Raw genomic sequence first — 19,081 nt, 5'->3', positions numbered from 1 at the left:
TATGAGTAGTAATAACAAACTGGCAATAATAGTATTAAATTATAATAAATATGAAGACACTGTTCAGTGTGTAAGACAGTTATTGATATCCCAGAAGACTGTGTATGTAGTTGTTGTTGATAATGCTTCAACGAATGATTCATATAATATCCTGAGGTCTGAGTTTCACGATGCAGAAAATGTATCTGTTATCAGGAACGATACGAATGCCGGATATGCCGCCGGGAATAATTTTGGATTCAGATACGCAATTGAGAAGTATCCGGAAATAAATTATGTGGGCATTATGAATCCTGATACTCTCGTGACTGAAGAGAATGTCTTTGAAAAGGTGATGGACAAAGCATCATTATTTGAAGATGTAGCAGTAATAAGCCCAGTGCTTATTTCACATGGAGTGTATGACATTAATCATTCCTATTGGGATATCCCGACTTATAAGGAAATGATCAAGCGTGGCTTTATAAAGTATAGAACAAGAAAGATGTCTCCGCTTATTGTGCTTCCTGAGAAATGTGCATACGTTGATGTTGTGCATGGGAGTTTACTTCTGATCAAGGTGGAAGCTCTCCTGAAAATTGATTATCTTGATGAGGGAACATTCTTATATGGAGAGGAAAATATTCTGGCACTAAGGCTTAAACAGGCCGGTTATCGGGAAATGATAGATCTCGAGCACTTTTTCCAGCATAACCATGCCAAGAAAGGGAAAGCCCCTTCGTTAAAAGCCAAATTATATGTTCCCAACGAGGCGCTGAAGTCAAGGGAATACACTTGTCACAAATATTACAACAAAAAGGGATATCTGCTAAAAGTATTTAAAGTACTCAACAATATAATTTTAACCGTGTCATATTTGAAAGAACGAGCAAGACAATAGGGAGCTTTTATGAAATTAGCTATTTTAACCTGGGTGTCAGGTACATCTAATTACGGTTCTGTTCTTCAGGCTTATGCTCTTCAGGAATACCTTACAGCGCTGGGCTTTGACGTAACTGTATTGAATTATAAGCCGGTTATGGACGACGTTATATATCCGCCGAAGTATAACCTGTATTATAAAAAAGCAGTCAATAAAATTGATCGTCTGACTCATAGAAATGTAACGATGAAATATGTACTGAAAAGAACTCAGCTTATTTGTGATGAGTTTGTGTCACATAACATCGAACTGTCCAAGCCTGTTCAAGGGATTAGTGGATTAAAAAAAGCTGCAGATGAATTTGATGTGTTTATTTGCGGCAGTGATCAGATATGGAGCATGAATAAAAAAGTGAATCCTGCTTACTACTTGGAGTGGGTTCCGGACACTAAGATCAAGATTGCTTATGCGCCAAGCCTCCCGGTTCATAATCTGAACAAACTGAAAATAGATTTTCTTAAGCAGGCATTAGTTAATTTTGCCGGAATATCTGTACGAGAAGAGGAAACAGCTACAGCCCTGACTGCGATTATTGATAAGCAGGTGCAATCTGTATTGGATCCTACATTATTGGTTGATAAAAAACTTTGGGAAAACTTACTTATTGATGGCTCAGCAGATAATGATGAGCCATATATTTTGTGTTATTTCCTGGGAAAAAGAGATTTTTACACCAAGGGAATAGAGACAATCCAAAAAGCTACCGGCCTTTCAATAAAGCTTATCCCTACTTCCCTGGACAGTGCTTCATTTAACCTTGATATAGTGGAAAATGTAGGCCCGACAGAGTTTTTGCGCCTCATTAAAAATGCTGAGTATGTGATTACCGATTCTTATCACGCAACTATTTTTTCGGTGATTTTCCACAGGGAATTCTTTTTATTTAAACGATTTGATGATGGAAAAAAAGATACGCAGAATATCCGCATTTACGATCTGGCAAAGAAACTTCAGATCAGCGACAGAATCATAGACTCAGGCACATCTCAGATTTGGCCGATCGAAAAAATAGATTATGTCAAAGTTGATGAGAGTATTGCAGAGTTACAGGATAAATCCAGAGCATTTTTGGCCAATGCCTTGCCTGATGTTAAGCTGGCCGCCAAGGAAGAAAATTACAGTACATCTGTAAATAGTTTTGACACGGTATACACTGATAACAGTAAATGTTCCGGGTGCGGTGCGTGCCATGATGTCTGCCCTGTAAATGCGATAGAAATGCAGGAGGATAAGACCGGCTATAGATATCCCGTAATAAATCCGGATATCTGTTTGAAATGCGGGAAATGCAGAAGGACATGTCCTCTTAGTAACCCGGTACAAAACGGTTATAAACCTGTCACATACATAGCCGCCACAAAAGAAGCAGACAAAGCATACAGATCATCATCGGGCGGAGTATTTCCGGTAATGTGTGATAAGCTGCTCTCGGAAGGCGGAGTTATATACGGCGCCGAGATCAGTAAGCACAAAGATGGATTGTTTTATGTCTCGCATACATGCGTGGACTCTCCTGCTGAAGTAGGTAAGCTGTACAATTCAAAGTATATTCAGAGCGATACTACAGGAATTTATTCTGATGTAAAAGAAAAATTAAATGCGGGCAAAAGAGTTCTTTTCTCAGGTGTGCCCTGCCAGGTTCAGGGATTAAAGAATTTCCTCGGAAAAGATTATCCTAACCTGCTCACGGTTGAGGTTATTTGCCATGGTGTGCCGTCCCATAAGATTTTTCATAAGTACCAGCAATACCTCAGCAGGCAGATCGACGGAACATTGACAAGTATCTCGTTCAGAGATAAGACAAGAGGCTGGGATAAAAACATTTGCGTTGAGTATGTGGATAAGAGTGGGATAACTAAAAAGAAGATTATTCCATTTTATGAGTCTTCATATTTCATGATGTTCTTGAAGGGTGATACCCTTCGTGACAGCTGCCTGGCGTGTCCTTTTGCATCCAGGAAACGTGCTGCCGATATTACATTGGGTGACTATTGGGGCGCAGAGCATGAACATCCACGCTTTGTAAAAGCGAATGGCAACAAGAGTCTGAGACGACAGGGCTTATCATGCGTGATCATCAATACTGATAAGGGCAGGTCCATGTTCGAGCAGATAAGAGATCAGCTTGTATATGAAGAGAGTACCTATGAAAAGGTGGCGCTTCATAATAAACAGTTATTGTTCCATTTACCGACTTCCAAGAATAGAAACAAGTATCTGGATATGCTGTCGGATCAGGACTATTCTGTTGTAGATAAAGATGCCGTTTCCAGATACGGCGCGGCCAGCAAGAAGAGCTATAAAATGAATAATCTGGCTATTATGGTCAGGTTGTTAACGACAAAGAAGAAGTGAGTATTTTGACATGGATAACAGGAATATGAACATATTGCTATGTGGATTATTGGTTACAAACGGAAATCTTGGATGTGTTGCATTAACATATTCAGCTATTAGTGTTTTGCAGACGGTATCCGAGAGAACTGGAGTCGTATTCCACTATAAGATTGTCGCAAGTAAAATAGATGAAAAATCAATAGATGTTCTGTGCGACCAGTTAAATGTCGACAGAAAACTTGTTGAAGGCGAAGTGATCAAAAATGTATACAGGAACAGGAAAGAGAAGCAGAAGTTTTTGAATATAGTGAAAAACTGGGCTGATATAGCCATAGATGCGACACAGGGAGATAGTTTTTCTGATATTTATGGCTGGAGAAGGTTTATAAACTATACTTATGCCAAAATCCTTATTGAGAGAAACGGTGTTCCGCTGTTGCTTGCGCCTCAGACCTATGGGCCCTATAAGAAACTGAAGACCAGGATGATTGCAAAGTATGCATGCAATCATGCGTCTGTTCTGATGTCACGCGATGAAATATCAAAAAATGTATTAAGAAAAATGGGTGTCAGAAAACCTATAGTTGTTGTATCTGACATGGCGTTTTTCCTTCCGTATCAAAAGCAGGAACTTGATAATTCTGTGACCAATATAGGGCTGAATGTTTCTGGACTTCTGTGGAACGGTGGATATACGAAGAATAATCAATTTGGACTCAGTGTGGATTATCAAAGTCTGATCAGGTCTGCTATTGAAAGGTTAAAATCGGATTTACACAATAGAGTTTATCTGATTGGACATGTAATATCTGATAGTCTTGATAGTGTTGAAGACGATTATTCGGTATGCCGGAAATTAGCAGAAGAGTATAAAGTCGAGTGTGCACCAAGTTTCAGAACACCAATTGAAGCCAAATCCTTTATTTCCGGACTTGATGTTTTTATCGGATCCAGAATGCATGCTACTATTGCTTCATATTCATCCGGTGTTGCGACCATTCCGCTGGCATACAGCAGAAAGTTTGTTGGTCTATTCAATAATCTTAATTATCCATATGTGCTGGATATGTGCGATTCTCCCGATAATGAAGTGCTGAATAGTATGATAGGATACATTGGAGAATATGAAAAAATGATGGATTGTATCTCGGAATCAAAAACGATGCTTGAAGAGAAAAAGGATTTGTTTATAGATGAAATCGTGAAGTGGATACAGGAGTTTTAATTTATGGCACAGTCTCGTTCGAAAAACGCTTCAAGAAATATTGTATTTGGCTTATTGAATAAAGTGGTAACGCTTGTTTTACCATTTGTCGTTAGAACGATAATAATATATACTTTAGGAAATGAATATGTGGGTTTAAGCAGCTTGTTTACTTCATTGCTGCATGTTCTTAATCTGTCGGAGTTGGGATTTAGAAGTGCAATTGTCTACAGCATGTATAAACCGATAGCCGAAAAAGATATTCCCAGAGTTAATGCATTGCTGAATGAATTCAAAAGGGTATATCGAATAGTGGGATGTGTAATGCTTTTTGCCGGTGTTATCATGAGTTTCTTTTTAGATAAATTGGTAAAGGGAGACTGCCCGCCAGATGTAAATCTTTACGTTCTGTTTTGGATATATCTTTTTAACACAGTGAGTAGCTATTTTTTATTTGCCTATAAGAGTTCTTTGCTTATGGCAAATCAAAGAAGAGATATTATCAGTACTGTAGATATGGTGTTATCAATAATAGAATACATATTGCAGATCACTTTGCTGCTTATTTTTAAAAACTATTATGTGTATATAATTATTGTCCCCATGTATACAATCGCAAATAATATTTTCTGTGCTAGAGCCGCTACAAAACTGTGGCCTGAATATACTCCCGTTGGAACATTATCGAAGGAAGAGCGTAAAGATCTGTATTCCAGAACAGGAGCAGTTTTGGGACACAAAATAGGAGCTACAGTTATAAATTCTGCTGACAGCATTGTGATTTCCGCATTTCTTGGACTTTCAATTTTGGGTATATATAGTAATTATTATCTCATAATGACTTCTATAGTAAGTATATTCACAGTAGTATATACTTCTATTGTTCCAAGCATTGGTAATAGTATTGTTACTGAAAGTGAAGAGAAGAATTATGAATTGTTTCAGAAACTGTATTTTATAACAGCGTGGGTTGTCGGCTTCTGTTCATGTTGTTTTTTGTGCCTTTATCAGCCTTTTATGCGAATTTGGGTTGGTGAAAACCGCCTATTACCGTTTTATATGGTTGTTTGGTTAGCAATCTATTTCTATACATGGCAGTTTCGAGCAATGGGATTACATTTTAAAGATGCTGCAGGTATGTGGAAGCAAGACTTATTAAAGCCTTACATAGGCGCAGTGATAAACGTAGCTACAAATATTATTTTAGTACAGTTAATAGGCTTGGTTGGTGCGCTAATATCTACAATAGTTATTTTTGTCATTATATATTTTCCATGGGAAACGAAAGTTCTGTTTAATGATCTGTTTGAGTGTTCTGCGAAAAAATATCTGATTAATACACTGATTTATGTATTAGCTACCTGTGGTGTTTCGGTGGTCTGTTTATGGCTGTGCAACATAATAACGGTCAACAATCCAGTTTTACAGTTGGCGATAGATATAGCTGTATGCTGCTTGGTGTTTAATGGAATGTATTTCATGGTTTTTAAGAGATCCAAGTATATACCAGAAGTTAAAGCAATGTTGCTTAAGTCGGTTCGACGGAACTAATGGTTACATAATATCGATTATGAATTATGTCAAATAAAAAGTGTAAAATAAGTAAGATCTCGCAATATTAAAAGGAGTTGACATAATGAATTGTACTCAGCAGAGAGTGACAGAAAGGCAGCGGATAGACTCGCTACAGGCACTTAGAGCGTGGGCTTTTTTAGGAATCTTTTTTTCGCATGCCAATTTCTTTATCAGTTGGCCCAGACTAGGGGTGTCTGTATTTTATGTGATGTCAGGTTTCCTTATGACATATAGATATGAAAACGTTGAACTTATTGCATCATTTAAGAATAATCTAAGCTTTTCTCTAAAGAAGATAAAGAAATTATATCCTCTTCATATCATAACTATGCTCCTTGTGGCTATGATATATCTTAGGAGCATAATACTTAGTGGATGGGAAAAAGGAGCATTAGTTTCTTTGCTTGTGCACATGGGACTTAATGCTGCGTTGTTGCAGACATGGGTACCTAATAGAGTCGTCAATGTTTCACTTAATGGTGTTGCGTGGTATTTATCAGTTACAGTGTTTCTGTACTTTATGTTTCCGTGGATAAAAAAGATAATTGAGCAGGCTGCAATTATCAAGTTATCAATTAGTTGTGGAATCATTTTATGTGTCGAGGTTTTTGCCTGTATCCCTTTTGTATTGGTGTTTGGGAATGATAGTCCAGTGTACGTTTGGTTTATGTACTGTTTCCCTGTTTTCCGGATGGGAGACTTTTTTATCGGATGTGTTTTGAAACGAATCTTCTTTGAGAGCAATGTGAGAGATATGGGAGCACTGAAAGCAACAGTCTTTGAGGTGCTTGCTGTTGCGGTTACTGTGTTTGTGTTACTCTGGCTTGAAACTGAGCCTGATAATATTGTACTGCAGGCGTTGCATAACCAGACAACAATGTACATACCGTTGGCAGCAATATGGGTATTTCTTTTTGCGGCAAGCAAAGGCTTATTAACAAAAGTATTATCAAATAAGTTGATGTTGTTCATTGGAAATATTAGTGCTTATTCCTTTTTGATTCATTATGTTATAACTAAATACACATCTCGCTTGTTGTCCTACATGAATGTTGAAGTCTATGGATGGCACAGAGCAATACTTGTATTCGCAGAATTAGTGGTAACTATTGTGTTTTCTTTACTTTATAAAGCATTTCACGAGAAAGCCTATAGCAGGGTATGATTAATCCCAAAAGGGTCTGGCATAAAGCCAGACCCACATTAAATTTGGCAAACCCTCAAAAATAATAGGTTTATGCTAAAAATACCATCTTGTATCTTTTGAAGTGTTTTCTCTATCTAACTGTCAGAACTTCATCTATTGGTCTTCTACTTGCACATAAACATTTAACAGTATCATTCGGGATCCCAAACCCAACTGCGGCGATTATAGCCTCATTCTTCGGAATAGCAAGCAGCTCTCTAATTTTATCCGTTCCTTTATTAGTAATTGGCATTTGAAAAACCACGCCTCCTAACCCAAACGCATGAAGAGCCAAAATAAAATGATCCACAAAAATACCACCATTAACATAATACTGAAGGGTTTCCGTCCTACCAAATAGATCCCTCCGCGCTGTAATAACAACCCAATTATGAATTTTATCTTCAAACCCTTTGTTTCCAGGAATGTATTTAGCAATTTCTTTTGCGTTGCTTTTCGCATAATAAACTTTGGCAGGCTGCCTATTACATGCACTAGGCGCTTTCATGGCCAAATGGGTAATTTCCTCAATCAATGAATCTTCTATTATAGTATCTTTAAAATCTCTTACACTTCTTCTTGATTGTAAAAATTTTTTAGCAAATTCACTATCAAAAGAATCAAAAAGCATATTAGTATCAACATAATCAAATCCAGCAGGTATTTTTGAACAGTTTTCTATAGATAGTTCATTAAACTTTTTCTCTATTGCTGAAACATCAGATCCGATACTTTTAGAATATTCAATATAAGATTTAATTGTGCTGTATGCCTCATTCCTTACATATGATGATACATCTAGGTTCCGCAAATCTTCTATTGCTTTCATTGCTTTTTCTTTACCAAAATCAACTCTGGGTATTGCCATTCCCATCCCTTTCTCTAATGAATGACATAGCAATAGCAACTCTCTTTCTAAAGATCTAGGCCAACCTATGTTCTCTGACATTAATGCACGATAAATTTTCAATGCCTCTCGCTGCCTAACCAGATTTCCCTTTATGTCAGATAATATCGACATTGCTAATCCCTCCTTCTTTAAATATTCTATTATTCGCGTAAAATGTAGGCGCTATTATTTCATAACATAAATGTGGTGGTTGCGCGCCACCCATCTAAATATTTAGCGCGTACGATTAAACTTTATGTATCGCGTAGGGTATATCAAAAAATCTAACGGTTTAATGATCTCCATAACATTCATAGCTATTATCGGCCCAATAAAAGTAACAATAATACCGACAAAAAAATGAATGAAGCTATTTGTGATGCCAAGTTTCTGCAGCAAAATTCGTATTGGTGCTGCAAATATTGTGTGCATCAAAAAAACGGGCATCGTATACTGTGTGAAGCGTTCCCAATACTTGTTTTGTTCTGTATTGCTGCTAACGCTGTAGTTAAGACAGATTATTGAATAACATGCCAATAATCCAAGCAGGAATTTAACTCCTGTGAAAACAATAACATTGCGATAAACCAGAACACTTCCAATTATAAATAGTGCAAACAATACCAGACAATACTTCCATTTGGCTATTGGCACATACTTTTCTGCAATTAACATTCCTAAAACGAACCAAATCCAAACAATAAAGGTCTTATCTATTGCATAAATGTGAAAAGCTTTCCCAAATAAGGAATAGATTTGACAAAGTAAGGAGGCAAAAAACAGAATTATCAAACTTTTTTGGGTTTTTCCGGTGAATGAAATTACAAAAATAATAAATAAAATAAACAAATACCAATATGGCGACAATGGACTAATAAAGAGGCAGTGAAAAAAACCATCCGTTTTTGAGTTGACGACAGAAGAAAAGAGATGTTTTAGCATCCAGGTGATCGTTGAAAATGTAAAGTATGGTACTCCTAATGCAACAAATTTCTTTATAATATTATTCTTCCACTCTTTGTAAGTTGTAACTGATGAATACTTTTGATAAAGATAACCACTGCAGATAAAAAACAGTTGAACATGAAACATATAAATAGTTGTAATAAACCAATCGATAAAGACATTATCCTCAATAATATGCGCTTCATTTAGCGACATAAAAAAATGCCCTAATGCTACAAGAATACACGCGATGGCTTTAACATTATCAACCCAGATATCTCTTATATTTTTACTGCTCATATATAATACACCCTATGATGATTTCAAGATTATGAAACTATCATACTTCCTTACTATCTTATAGTTTTCGTGCAATATATCTCTTTATGCGCGATATAGTAGACGGCTTTTCGGTTTCCAGTATAGGAAGCTCCTTGATTTTTATTTTATTTTTCTGTGCCCAGATGTCCAGACAGAATTCACTGAGCGCTCCCGCATATCTTCTCTGATCTTCGCGATCAGCGCTCATAGAAACAGCACGGTCTATGATAGGAAAAAGCCAGCTGCAATATGCATCAAAATTACTCTTACTCATAATAAACATGTTAAGCATATGAGCATTACTTCCGCCAAGAACTTTAGCTGCGGCATCATCATAGTCGGGATTACATTCATGAATTGCTTTTTTTAGCCTTTCAATATCCTTCATATGAATTTTTTCGTATCCTTTTAATGAGTGAATATAATGTCCCTCAATAGATTCCATATAATGTTTGGATGGTGTTGTAAAAATTGTGTCTGTGCCATATTCTGCGCACAGATTATTTAACTGTTCCTCAGACAATGCCATGTCAAGCGTCGCCGCACCTTTTGTTAATGAAAAATGGCGACGATAATGAGCAACTCCCATCCAATCAGCGTTAAGATTCTTCCATGCCCAATAAATTGCAGTTAATTCGCAGTATGTGGAATTTTTGTCACTAATGTTTTCGCCTTCATTGTCGGGCTGAAATTTATGTGATAAAGATTTAAGGCCTGTTCCAACGCAGATAGGAAAATATAAATCGTCATCTGGCATCTGATAGTCCTTATGGGTTACAACGATTATTTTCTGATTCATAGCGCAAACTCCTTCTCTGCTTCATCAAACGCGGCTGCAATAATCTGATCCATGTCATAATATTTATATACGCCTAAACGTCCGCCAAAAATGACATTTTTATCTGCATCTGCAAGTTCTTTGTACTTGGCATACAGTGAATTGTTTTTTTCATCATTCACAGGATAATAAGGTTCATCCCCGGGCTTCCACTCAGTAGAATACTCTCGGCTGATTATAGTTTTAGGCAGATCATTTCCTTCTTCATCTTTGCCGAATTCAAACCACTTATGTTCGATAATACGTGTCCAGGGAGTTTCTCTGTCCGTGTAATTAACTGCAGCGTTGCCCTGGTAATTTGGCTTATCAATAAGTTCATTTTCAAAAGAAACGGAACGATATTCCAACACTCCGAATTTGAAATCATAATACTCATCAATAGGGCCCGTATAAACGATTTTATGTGCTAAACCACAAAGCTCTTCTTTGTTGTCAAGATAATTGGTTTCCAGCCTGACTTCGATGCCATCTAAAATTCTTTCAACCATCTTGGTATAACCACCAATAGGAATTCCCTGATACAGAGCATTAAAATAATTGTTGTCAAAAGTCATCCTGACCGGAAGCCTTTTGATAATAAACGCCGGAAGTTCTTTGCAATCGCGCCCCCACTGTTTCTCTGTATAGCCCTTTATCAGCTTTTCATATATATCACGTCCCACAAGTGATATTGCCTGTTCTTCAAGATTCTGAGGCTCTCCCTTAATTTCCTTGCGCTGCTTTTCAATTAGTGCGATGGCTTCATCCGGACTTACGACGCCCCACATTTTATTAAATGTGTACATATTAAAAGGTAATGAATACAATTCACCTTTATAATTAGCTACAGGGCTGTTGGTGAATCGGTTGAATTCAGCGAACTGTGTAATATAATTCCATACTTTTTTATTGTTTGTGTGGAAAATATGAGCGCCGTACTTGTGAACATTGATTCCTTCTATCTTCTCAGTGTACACATTTCCTGCTATGGTAGATCTTTTGTCAATTACCAGAACTTTTTTTCCGCGGTTGGTTGCTTCGCGTGCAAATATAGCTCCAAAGAGCCCTGCCCCTACAATAAGATAATCGTATTTTTTCATTCCTCATTAACTCCATGTATACAGATACTTGTAAAAAAATCTTTGATAGTATATCACAGTTTATTCTAATTTGAAACAAAAATAAATGCATTTGATAAGCATTACAGTATTGATCAAAAAAGCAGGCCAAAATGAAGCCTGCAAATCAAGTTCAACCTAGCAATTAGCACGAAAAACTGTTTTCAAAACTAATGGTCGTGGCAAATGCCACGACCATTGTTTGCATGAACTCAGTGTGTTGTTACAGTGTTTTCCTGACCCTGGTCTCTAATTTTGACCGAAGCAGGAACAGACAGCGAAGTGTTGGCACTCTTTTTTGTCAACCAGATTGAAGCATTACTATAAGTAATATTCTCCATATCTATATCAGTTTCACAATTGAAGATTATTCCAATCTTGCTGGTAGTATTGTTATATTCAATACTTGAATTGGTGAAAGTTATATCGCTATTCTTTGTGCCGGTGAATCGGATACTAACCCAATCGTTTGTCGCCTGACCACAATTGATAGCTGTTAGCTTATTGATAGTAACATCTGAACAATCTGTTATTTGTAGACCATCCTGTTGAACATTTGAGCAAGTATTACCATCAAGGATTACGTTATCGCAGTTCATCACTTTAATTCCACAACCGCTGACAGTATTTGAGATGCTATTGCGTAACACTTGAACATCACTAGAACTTTCGACTCTTATGCCTGAAGCGGTAGCATTAAGAGTATTATCTCTGATGATAACATTGTTATTATGCTGCTTGCCTCCAATAAAAATGCCACATGCTTTTGCTTTGTTTATTATTGTATTATTCGCAATCAAGATATTTGAGTGGGACGAATTTGCAAAAAGCGAAATGGGCTCTGATGATTGATGGCCGTCAATCGAATTGTTCGTTATAGTTAAATCGTGGATACTGGCGGCAGAACCCAGTGTAATAAAGCCACAGTCGGTATTTTTGAAATGGCAGTTGGTAATTGTTACATTACTGCTTCCTACATTACGAATTGCTGTATAGACGTTATCAATGAAACTGCAATTGTCCACAGTTATGTTATCACTGTTCCAAAGCTCCAACAAATGAATACCATCTTGATCATTCATGTTTTCATAATTGATAGATGAATTTCCGCTTATGCAAATGTTTTTAAATACAACATTTGTTGCTTTATCAACTTTTATCATGTCTGCCCCGCGACCGGTACCCGGCGCTGCGATGATAACCGAAGAAGCGCCATCTCCAATAATCTGCATATTTGAAGGGATACGAATACGGCTGGATATCACGTAGGTGCCACGTGGGAAATATACTTTTCCATCAGGATTGTTTTTCAGGGTTTCTATTATGGCGGCGGTATCGTCTGTTACGCCGTCACCCTTCGCACCATAAGTGCGAACTGATGAAGGATCGTCTACTGCTATAGGATCAACTTCACTCTTATCAGTACTTAAACCTATAACGCAGATTTCTTTGCTTTCATTGTACAGGTAAATACTACCCCAGGACACAGCCTTATCACTGGGTAAGAAAGAAGAATAATTCGGTTCGCTGACAATCAGAGACGAAACCTCACTCGGATTATTATATATATCTCCTGTAAAATATACTGTGCCCTCACCGATATACTCAGCCAAATCAGGAGTCACATTTGTAAAATCCGGGGTAAAATCTCCGGGATTAAACAGGTAGAAAGATGCCTTGGCTTGAATTCTATCACTGAGAGGAGTGTTGTCATCTGGGATGATGACAGGATTACTTGGCTTTTTGTTCGGCAAATTGAAAATTACGATGACTACTAGTGCAAGAAAAAGAACAACACAGGGAATAATACGTTTTAAATATCTTCTATAGGATGTCATATATGAAACCTTTCTTAGTAATAAAACAAGTTCCCAACATCAGATACAGATTAATTATCTCAATAACGAGAACAAAAGTAAAAAAAAACAGTATAAATAAACAATAAACAATGTATAAATTAATTAGAGTATGGTATGCAGTCTACAACTTGTGTATGAAATAGTAAAGAGTATGGTCATATATTTGTATGAAAATGTTTACAAAATTGGCTATAATCCACAAAAACGGCGCACACAAAATTCATAAAATTTCTATAAAATATCAGTATACAATCACAAGCAATAATGCTATAATACCACGGATTGTTTATCGAATTATTATTAGTAAGTGAAAGGAAAAGATATGTATAAGAATGAGTATGAAATAGACGTATTTAGATGTGTACGTTCATTATTCCAACACAAGTTATTCATCATTATTGTCACTACACTAGGTTTTTTGGCAGGATTAGGATTAACACTGGATGTGGGAGAAGACAAGTACACGTCAGTAGCTACCGTTTATGCTGCAGCGGACACTTCATATTCTGATGCTACGGCAGCTGTTACAGCCATGAATGCATATCTGGATGTTGCTTCATCCCTTAAAGTAAGCAAGAGGGCAGCACTTTTATTAGGAAGAAGTGATGTGGATGCATCCGATATTCAGAGAGCAGTATGGGTCAATTCTTCAGTGAAAAAAGCCTCTTCATCATCTTCGATTTCAAGTTTCATGAACAGTTCGGCTACGATCATATCTTTTTATGCCACCACGACAGACCCCGAATTGTCAAGGCAGATAGCGGACGCAGTGGCGGATTCATATGTTATTGAGATGGCCAATATTCTTAAGCTCGACTCTGTTAAGAATCTTGATAATGCTGAGACAGGAAGTTTGTCAACAAATGCAAATCGTGAAGCATGGAAAGGCAGGATTCAGTATATGCTTGGCGGTTTTATGATTGCCTGCATGATCGTTGTTGGTTGTGAGATGTTTGATAAAAAAGTCAGAACTGTCAGAGAAGCTACTATCAGAAATCAGTTGCCGGTTATAGGGGTTATTCCTGAGTACAAGAATTAATTTAGGAGAAAGAACATTGAAAATGCTAGAAATATATAAAAATGATAATGTGGTACTAAATGATGCGTTTGATCAGGCGGTCATGAATTTGCACGTCCTCAAAAGGCAGAATGGATATAAGAGCTTTGTAATATGCGGATGTGAGCCTGGAGATGGAGCAACAACTGTGGCTATTAACCTTGCTGCAGCCATGGCTTCTTCCGGATGGAAGACGGTTCTGATTGACGGAGATATGAGAAAAAAGAGTAGCTATAAGAGATTGAATGAAAATGCCAACTGTGGATTGTCAGATTATCTTCTTGGAAAAACTGCTCTAGAAAACGTTATATATGATACGACTACTGATAATTTATCGTATATACCTTGTGGTGAGTTGATTGATAATCCTATAAGGCTTCTTTGTTCAAACAAGATGAACGAAGTAAGGGAAGAGCTTTCTAAATCGTTTGACTACGTTATTTACGATATGCCGGCACTGGATTCTTCAATGGATGCTAAGGTGATCGCGGTTGCTGCAGATGCGACTATTTTGGTATCTGCAATTGGTAAGACATCAAAGGCGGGGCTGGTAGAAGCTGCCAATACCCTACAGGAAGGTAAGGCCAATCTTATAGGAACGATTATTAACAAGACTGATATGGATCAGTATGCATCACTTCATAAGGACTATGATTATTTCCTGAAAGAGAGATACGCCGGCAAATCGAAGAGAAAGGCTAAGAGGTAATTTGGAACAATGAAAATGCTTAAGAGATTAAATAAAATTATTAGTTGCCTTTTGGTAGTTGTGCTCACTGCATTATGTTCGAATTTTGTGGTATATGCAGTTGAGCCGACCGAGGAGCAGGGCAGCATCTCCTTTAACTCCGTAGTTGAAATTGAGAGTTACTCCATAGAGGGAGGATATATTGAGGCGGGAAAGGAGTCCAATATATCGTTGACACTTCACAATGCCAACAGAACTTCTGATGTACACAATTTAGTTGTCGTTAGCAGAAGTTATTCCGGAAAGATTTACCCACAATATGGTGATGATAACCAGCTCTTTGTGGGAGATCTAAAGGCCGGCAGCAGAACAACAATAAACATACCAATCCTTGTTTCGACGGATTTTTCCGGTGATTATGTGGACTTTATATGTGATCTTGTATATGTATGCGGAGGTCAGAGGTGTACAAATTCTTCCACGATGATCCTAATTGGACAGAGCTATGATGTTGTTGTAGTGAATTCCATCGAAGTTAGCGCTCATGCGGTAAAGAATAATCAGTCACTTTTGAGTATGGGTTATAGCAATAAGGGAAGTGATAACATAATTGACGCAAAGCTTGTTGTTGAAGGAAATGTCAGTGAGTCGACTAGAGAGATAGATCTTGGCGCTATAGCAGCAGGCAAGACATACAGCAAAGACTTTAACGTCATTTTTACAGAATCCGGAGACCAGACTATATCAGTTGTGCTTAAGTACACAGATTTGGGCGGTGAACCGGTTCAGAAAGAGCTGGGAACTTTCAGGGTAAATGTTACAGAAGATCATGCTTCTACAGTTATTGAGAAAGCTCCTAATCCTTATCTTGTGTGGGGGGGAAGAGGTATTTTTGTGGCAGCTGAGCTTTTGGCTTTGATTGCAATAATCATGTATATAAAGAAGCGCTGATTTATTTCGGAGTCTTGTTATGATGAAAATAGCTATTATTGCGCCTTGTATCCTTCCGGTTCCGGCGAGCAGGGGAGGAGCTGTAGAAGTATTGATATCAAAACTCATTGATGCCAATGAAGAGCACAAAAAGTTTTCCATAGATCTGTTTACCATTGATCATGATGAGAAGCCTAACTACTCTTTTGCTTCCACAAATCTTATATATATTAAAACAAGTGGTTATGCAAAAGCTGTAGACAGAGTCCTTGATAAGTATTACAGAACAGTTCCGAGCAGCAGTGCCACGCGATTACTCGACGCATCGATACAAAAGGCTTTCTTCAACAGACTATCTGAGCTTTCTTATGACTATGATGCAGTTATCATTGAAAATATGATGTCTACTGCTTGCGAGATAGTACGCAATTGCAAGGGGGAATATGGTTTTTCTGTATATTTTCACATGCACAATGATGTGGATATTTATCGCACTCCGGAATATATCAGAGAACTAGTGAGAAACGGCGTTCAGTTTATTGCTGTCAGTGGCTATATCAAAAAACAGATTCTTAAATATGCTAGTGATGCAACAGTACATCTTCTCTACAATGGTGTTGACCTGTCCGAATATCGGGCTGACGTGAGAAGTAATGACGGGGTATCTTTTCTGTATGCCGGAAGGATAATTCCGGATAAGGGAGTAAAAGAGCTGGCGACAGCCTTTAATATGTTTATAGACGGGATTGAATCCTCGGAAAAACAGAAATATTCCATGGAAATAGTTGGCTTTTCGGGTTTTGATAATAGATATGAGAGTGAAGTACGTAGTTTATCAGAACGAAACAAACAGATATCATTATATGAGCAGGTTTCTGGTCGGGAGCTTGTAAAGAGATATGATTCTGCAGATATAGTTGTTATTCCCAGTATGTTTGAAGAGCCCTTTGGGCTGGTTGCACTGGAAAGCATGGCTATGGGAAAAGTGATCATTGCATCTGATTCCGGAGCTTTACCCGAGGTACTGGGGGACGCGGCAATAATTGTAGATAAGAGCAAAGAGTTTTCAAAACATCTCTGTGAGGCGATGAGAGAGGCTGCAATGGATGAGAAGCTTCGGGATAAACTGGCAGAGAGCGCATATAATCGAGCAAGACAGATTAAAGATTTTGATATATCGTTCTATTATTCAAATTTTCGCAGGATAATTGACAGAGGAAAACCTGAAGGCAGAATATCAGTAATAGTTCCTGTGTACAATGTTGAAACCTACCTTCCCAATTGTGTCGAGTCTCTTATTTCACAGACATACAGTAATATTGAAATAATACTGGTAAATGACGGATCCACGGATTCATCCGGAATGTTATGTCGGAAATATGCCGACAAAGACACCCGTATCAAAATTGTTGAACAGGAGAATCAGGGATTGTCGGTGGCACGTAATACTGGGTGTGACATCGCTACAGGGGACTATATTTTCTTTTGCGACAGTGATGACCATATAAAGCCTGATACATTTGAGAAAATGGTAAATAAAATGTTTGCTGATAATTCAGATGTTGTTGCGTGTGGTATCGATAGAGTTTGGTATGGTAAAAGTGGTGAGATTATCCGGCAAAAGCCCTTTACAAACGCATTGCCGGGCAAATGGAGTGGAAGGGAGTCTCTTGTGCAGATGATGAGAAATAATAACATCTGCACGGTTGCCTGGAATAAGCTGTATAAAAAGAGGATTTTTGACAACATACGCTTCAATGCTGGGGTGCTTCATGAGGATGAAGCCGTGGTATACAAGCTGTTGTACAGGGCAGGAATAGTATCATATATGCCTGAAGGCCTATATCTGTATCGCCAGCGCAGTGGCAGCATAATGCAGGATGACATGGAAAAGCGATACAAAGATCTTATCAGGGCAATCCAGGACAGGACAACTTTTTTTGAAAGTCATGGGGAACATGAGCTTGTACAGCAGAGCCGTGCTTCACTACTGAACCACATCAAATATATATACAGAAATATTGAAGATAAACAGAAAAAGAAAGAATTAAGTGAATTATACAGAGAGGAATTACATTCAGGAGGTATTCCTGATGTGAGAGGGCTCAAAAAAAAGATTTCACTTTTGGCATGGGAATTTATTAAGTATTAAGTAAGTGTGTTATGAAAAAATACAATTTAGTTTCGGTAGTAATACCGGCGTATAATGCAGAGAATTCAATAGAGGAATGTCTAAGGGCTGCAATTTTCCAGACTTATAGAAATATTGAGATAATTGTGATTGATGACGGCTCTGATGATGGAACATTTGTAAGAGCGGATTCATTTTCAAAAAAGGATAGCAGGATACAAGTGATACGACAGGATAATTCCGGGCCATCAGCAGCCAGAAATCGCGGTATTAAAGAAGCAAAAGGCGATTATATCGTATTTTGGGATGCAGATGATTATCCGGAGCCAGATCTTATAGAGAGCTATGTCGTGGCGTATGACAGCTGGGTTGGTAAAGATATTTCTTTTGTAGCATGCGGGATGTTTTTTGATAACAGATTTAATAAAAATATAGATGACAAGGTCAGTATTTTAGAGTCGGGACTGGGTTATGCTGAAGGCGAGAACTATATCATGCTCCGAAGTTCAGCTGCTATGATGGCATATCTCAAGCTGTTTAATTTTGTGACAAATAAGTGTTACAGCTTAAAAACAATCAAGGATAAAGTGATTATTTTTGATGAAGAGATTAAGATTGGAGAGGATCTAAAGTTTAATCTGGACTATCTTGACAATTGCCCCGGTAGTATCGGAATGATTAACAGACCGCTCTACCATTACGTCAAAAGAACTGATGACAATCTTTCAATTTCATATCATAAGGGAGATATGGAAGATACCAAAGCGGTTTATAGACGCTTTGTTGAGTGGGAAAGTCGTCAGTTGGGAGCTACAGCCGACAGCATTCTCGTCGTAAAGGGGATATTTATTACTGACTGGGTAAGCAGAATGACTTCCATGTATGAAGCGCTTAATAAGACCGACAAGCGCTTTAAAATGCAACATACGCTTCGTCAGGAACTGGGAAGCAAAGAATTTAGGAATATGCTCAGTGAGGTTCATAAGGCTCACAAGATTAGCACACTGAGATACCTGTGCCTAAAGACTACAGATTTCTATATGTTTTATTTCTTTAGAGGGTTCTATCAGTGGTTCAAAGGATAAAAATAAAGGATAATTGG

The 19,081-nt window shown here is 37.7% G+C and carries 15 protein-coding genes; 10 read left to right on the top strand and 5 right to left on the bottom strand.

What is annotated here, in order from left to right; all coding sequences use genetic code 11:
• The first annotated feature begins 1 nt into the window (after position 1).
• From G632_RS0104870 to G632_RS0104850, 5 genes are all read left to right on the top strand, one after another.
• On the top strand, positions 2-880 hold the full coding sequence (locus G632_RS0104870) for a glycosyltransferase (protein WP_022767908.1): 879 nt from the start codon (positions 2-4) through the stop codon (positions 878-880).
• A 9-nt stretch (positions 881-889) separates the two neighbouring features.
• Positions 890-3,277 carry a polysaccharide pyruvyl transferase family protein gene (locus tag G632_RS20950; RefSeq protein WP_022767907.1) on the top strand — a complete coding sequence of 796 codons (2,388 nt, stop codon included), beginning with the start codon at positions 890-892 and terminating at the stop codon, positions 3,275-3,277.
• A 10-nt stretch (positions 3,278-3,287) separates the two neighbouring features.
• Positions 3,288-4,484 (top strand): polysaccharide pyruvyl transferase family protein, encoded by a 1,197-nt coding sequence (locus G632_RS18840; protein ID WP_051154864.1) that lies wholly within the window; start codon positions 3,288-3,290, stop codon positions 4,482-4,484.
• Positions 4,485-4,487: 3 nt separating this feature from the next.
• Positions 4,488-6,014 carry a lipopolysaccharide biosynthesis protein gene (locus G632_RS0104855; protein ID WP_022767905.1) on the top strand — a complete coding sequence of 509 codons (1,527 nt, stop codon included), beginning with the start codon at positions 4,488-4,490 and terminating at the stop codon, positions 6,012-6,014.
• A gap of 85 nt (positions 6,015-6,099) precedes the next feature.
• The gene (locus tag G632_RS0104850) at positions 6,100-7,203 is read left to right on the top strand and encodes an acyltransferase family protein (protein WP_022767904.1); all 1,104 of its coding nucleotides are present in this window, start codon (positions 6,100-6,102) and stop codon (positions 7,201-7,203) included.
• Positions 7,204-7,315: 112 nt separating this feature from the next.
• Here the strand turns inward: G632_RS0104850 and G632_RS0104845 are convergent, their stop codons facing one another.
• From G632_RS0104845 to G632_RS0104825, 5 genes are all read right to left on the bottom strand, one after another.
• Complete coding sequence (locus G632_RS0104845; RefSeq protein WP_022767903.1) at positions 7,316-8,245, bottom strand: nitroreductase family protein; 930 nt, start codon at positions 8,243-8,245, stop codon at positions 7,316-7,318.
• 102 nt (positions 8,246-8,347) lie between these two features.
• Positions 8,348-9,358 carry an acyltransferase family protein gene (locus tag G632_RS21685; RefSeq protein ID WP_022767902.1) on the bottom strand — a complete coding sequence of 337 codons (1,011 nt, stop codon included), beginning with the start codon at positions 9,356-9,358 and terminating at the stop codon, positions 8,348-8,350.
• Positions 9,359-9,416: 58 nt separating this feature from the next.
• The gene (locus G632_RS0104835) at positions 9,417-10,178 is read right to left on the bottom strand and encodes a DUF4422 domain-containing protein (RefSeq protein WP_022767901.1); all 762 of its coding nucleotides are present in this window, start codon (positions 10,176-10,178) and stop codon (positions 9,417-9,419) included.
• Positions 10,175-11,296, bottom strand: coding sequence for a UDP-galactopyranose mutase (gene glf / locus G632_RS0104830; protein ID WP_022767900.1), 1,122 nt, complete (start codon positions 11,294-11,296; stop codon positions 10,175-10,177). The genes G632_RS0104835 and glf overlap by 4 nt, the downstream gene beginning before the upstream one ends.
• A 230-nt stretch (positions 11,297-11,526) precedes the next feature.
• Positions 11,527-13,152 carry a glycosyl hydrolase family 28-related protein gene (locus tag G632_RS0104825; protein WP_022767899.1) on the bottom strand — a complete coding sequence of 542 codons (1,626 nt, stop codon included), beginning with the start codon at positions 13,150-13,152 and terminating at the stop codon, positions 11,527-11,529.
• Between the two features lie 343 nt (positions 13,153-13,495).
• On the opposite strand from G632_RS0104825, the gene G632_RS0104820 reads away from it, so the two are divergent.
• Genes G632_RS0104820 through G632_RS0104800 form a run of 5 tightly spaced genes read left to right on the top strand, consistent with a single transcriptional unit; the run spans position 13,496 to position 19,064 of the window.
• On the top strand, positions 13,496-14,212 hold the full coding sequence (locus G632_RS0104820; RefSeq protein WP_022767898.1) for a Wzz/FepE/Etk N-terminal domain-containing protein: 717 nt from the start codon (positions 13,496-13,498) through the stop codon (positions 14,210-14,212).
• A gap of 22 nt (positions 14,213-14,234) precedes the next feature.
• Positions 14,235-14,939 (top strand): CpsD/CapB family tyrosine-protein kinase, encoded by a 705-nt coding sequence (locus G632_RS18835; RefSeq protein WP_022767897.1) that lies wholly within the window; start codon positions 14,235-14,237, stop codon positions 14,937-14,939.
• 9 nt (positions 14,940-14,948) lie between these two features.
• The gene (locus G632_RS0104810) at positions 14,949-15,869 is read left to right on the top strand and encodes a hypothetical protein (protein ID WP_022767896.1); all 921 of its coding nucleotides are present in this window, start codon (positions 14,949-14,951) and stop codon (positions 15,867-15,869) included.
• A 19-nt stretch (positions 15,870-15,888) separates the two neighbouring features.
• Complete coding sequence (locus tag G632_RS20940) at positions 15,889-18,000, top strand: glycosyltransferase (protein WP_051154862.1); 2,112 nt, start codon at positions 15,889-15,891, stop codon at positions 17,998-18,000.
• An 11-nt stretch (positions 18,001-18,011) separates the two neighbouring features.
• On the top strand, positions 18,012-19,064 hold the full coding sequence (locus G632_RS0104800; RefSeq protein WP_022767895.1) for a glycosyltransferase family 2 protein: 1,053 nt from the start codon (positions 18,012-18,014) through the stop codon (positions 19,062-19,064).
• The last annotated feature ends 17 nt before the right edge of the window (positions 19,065-19,081 follow it).

This window comes from Butyrivibrio sp. NC2007 (genome assembly GCF_000421405.1).
Taxonomy (GTDB): Bacteria; Bacillota; Clostridia; order Lachnospirales; family Lachnospiraceae; genus Butyrivibrio.
The sequence above is the reverse complement of the archived record's forward strand: the minus strand, read 5'-3'. Positions and strand labels throughout refer to the sequence as shown.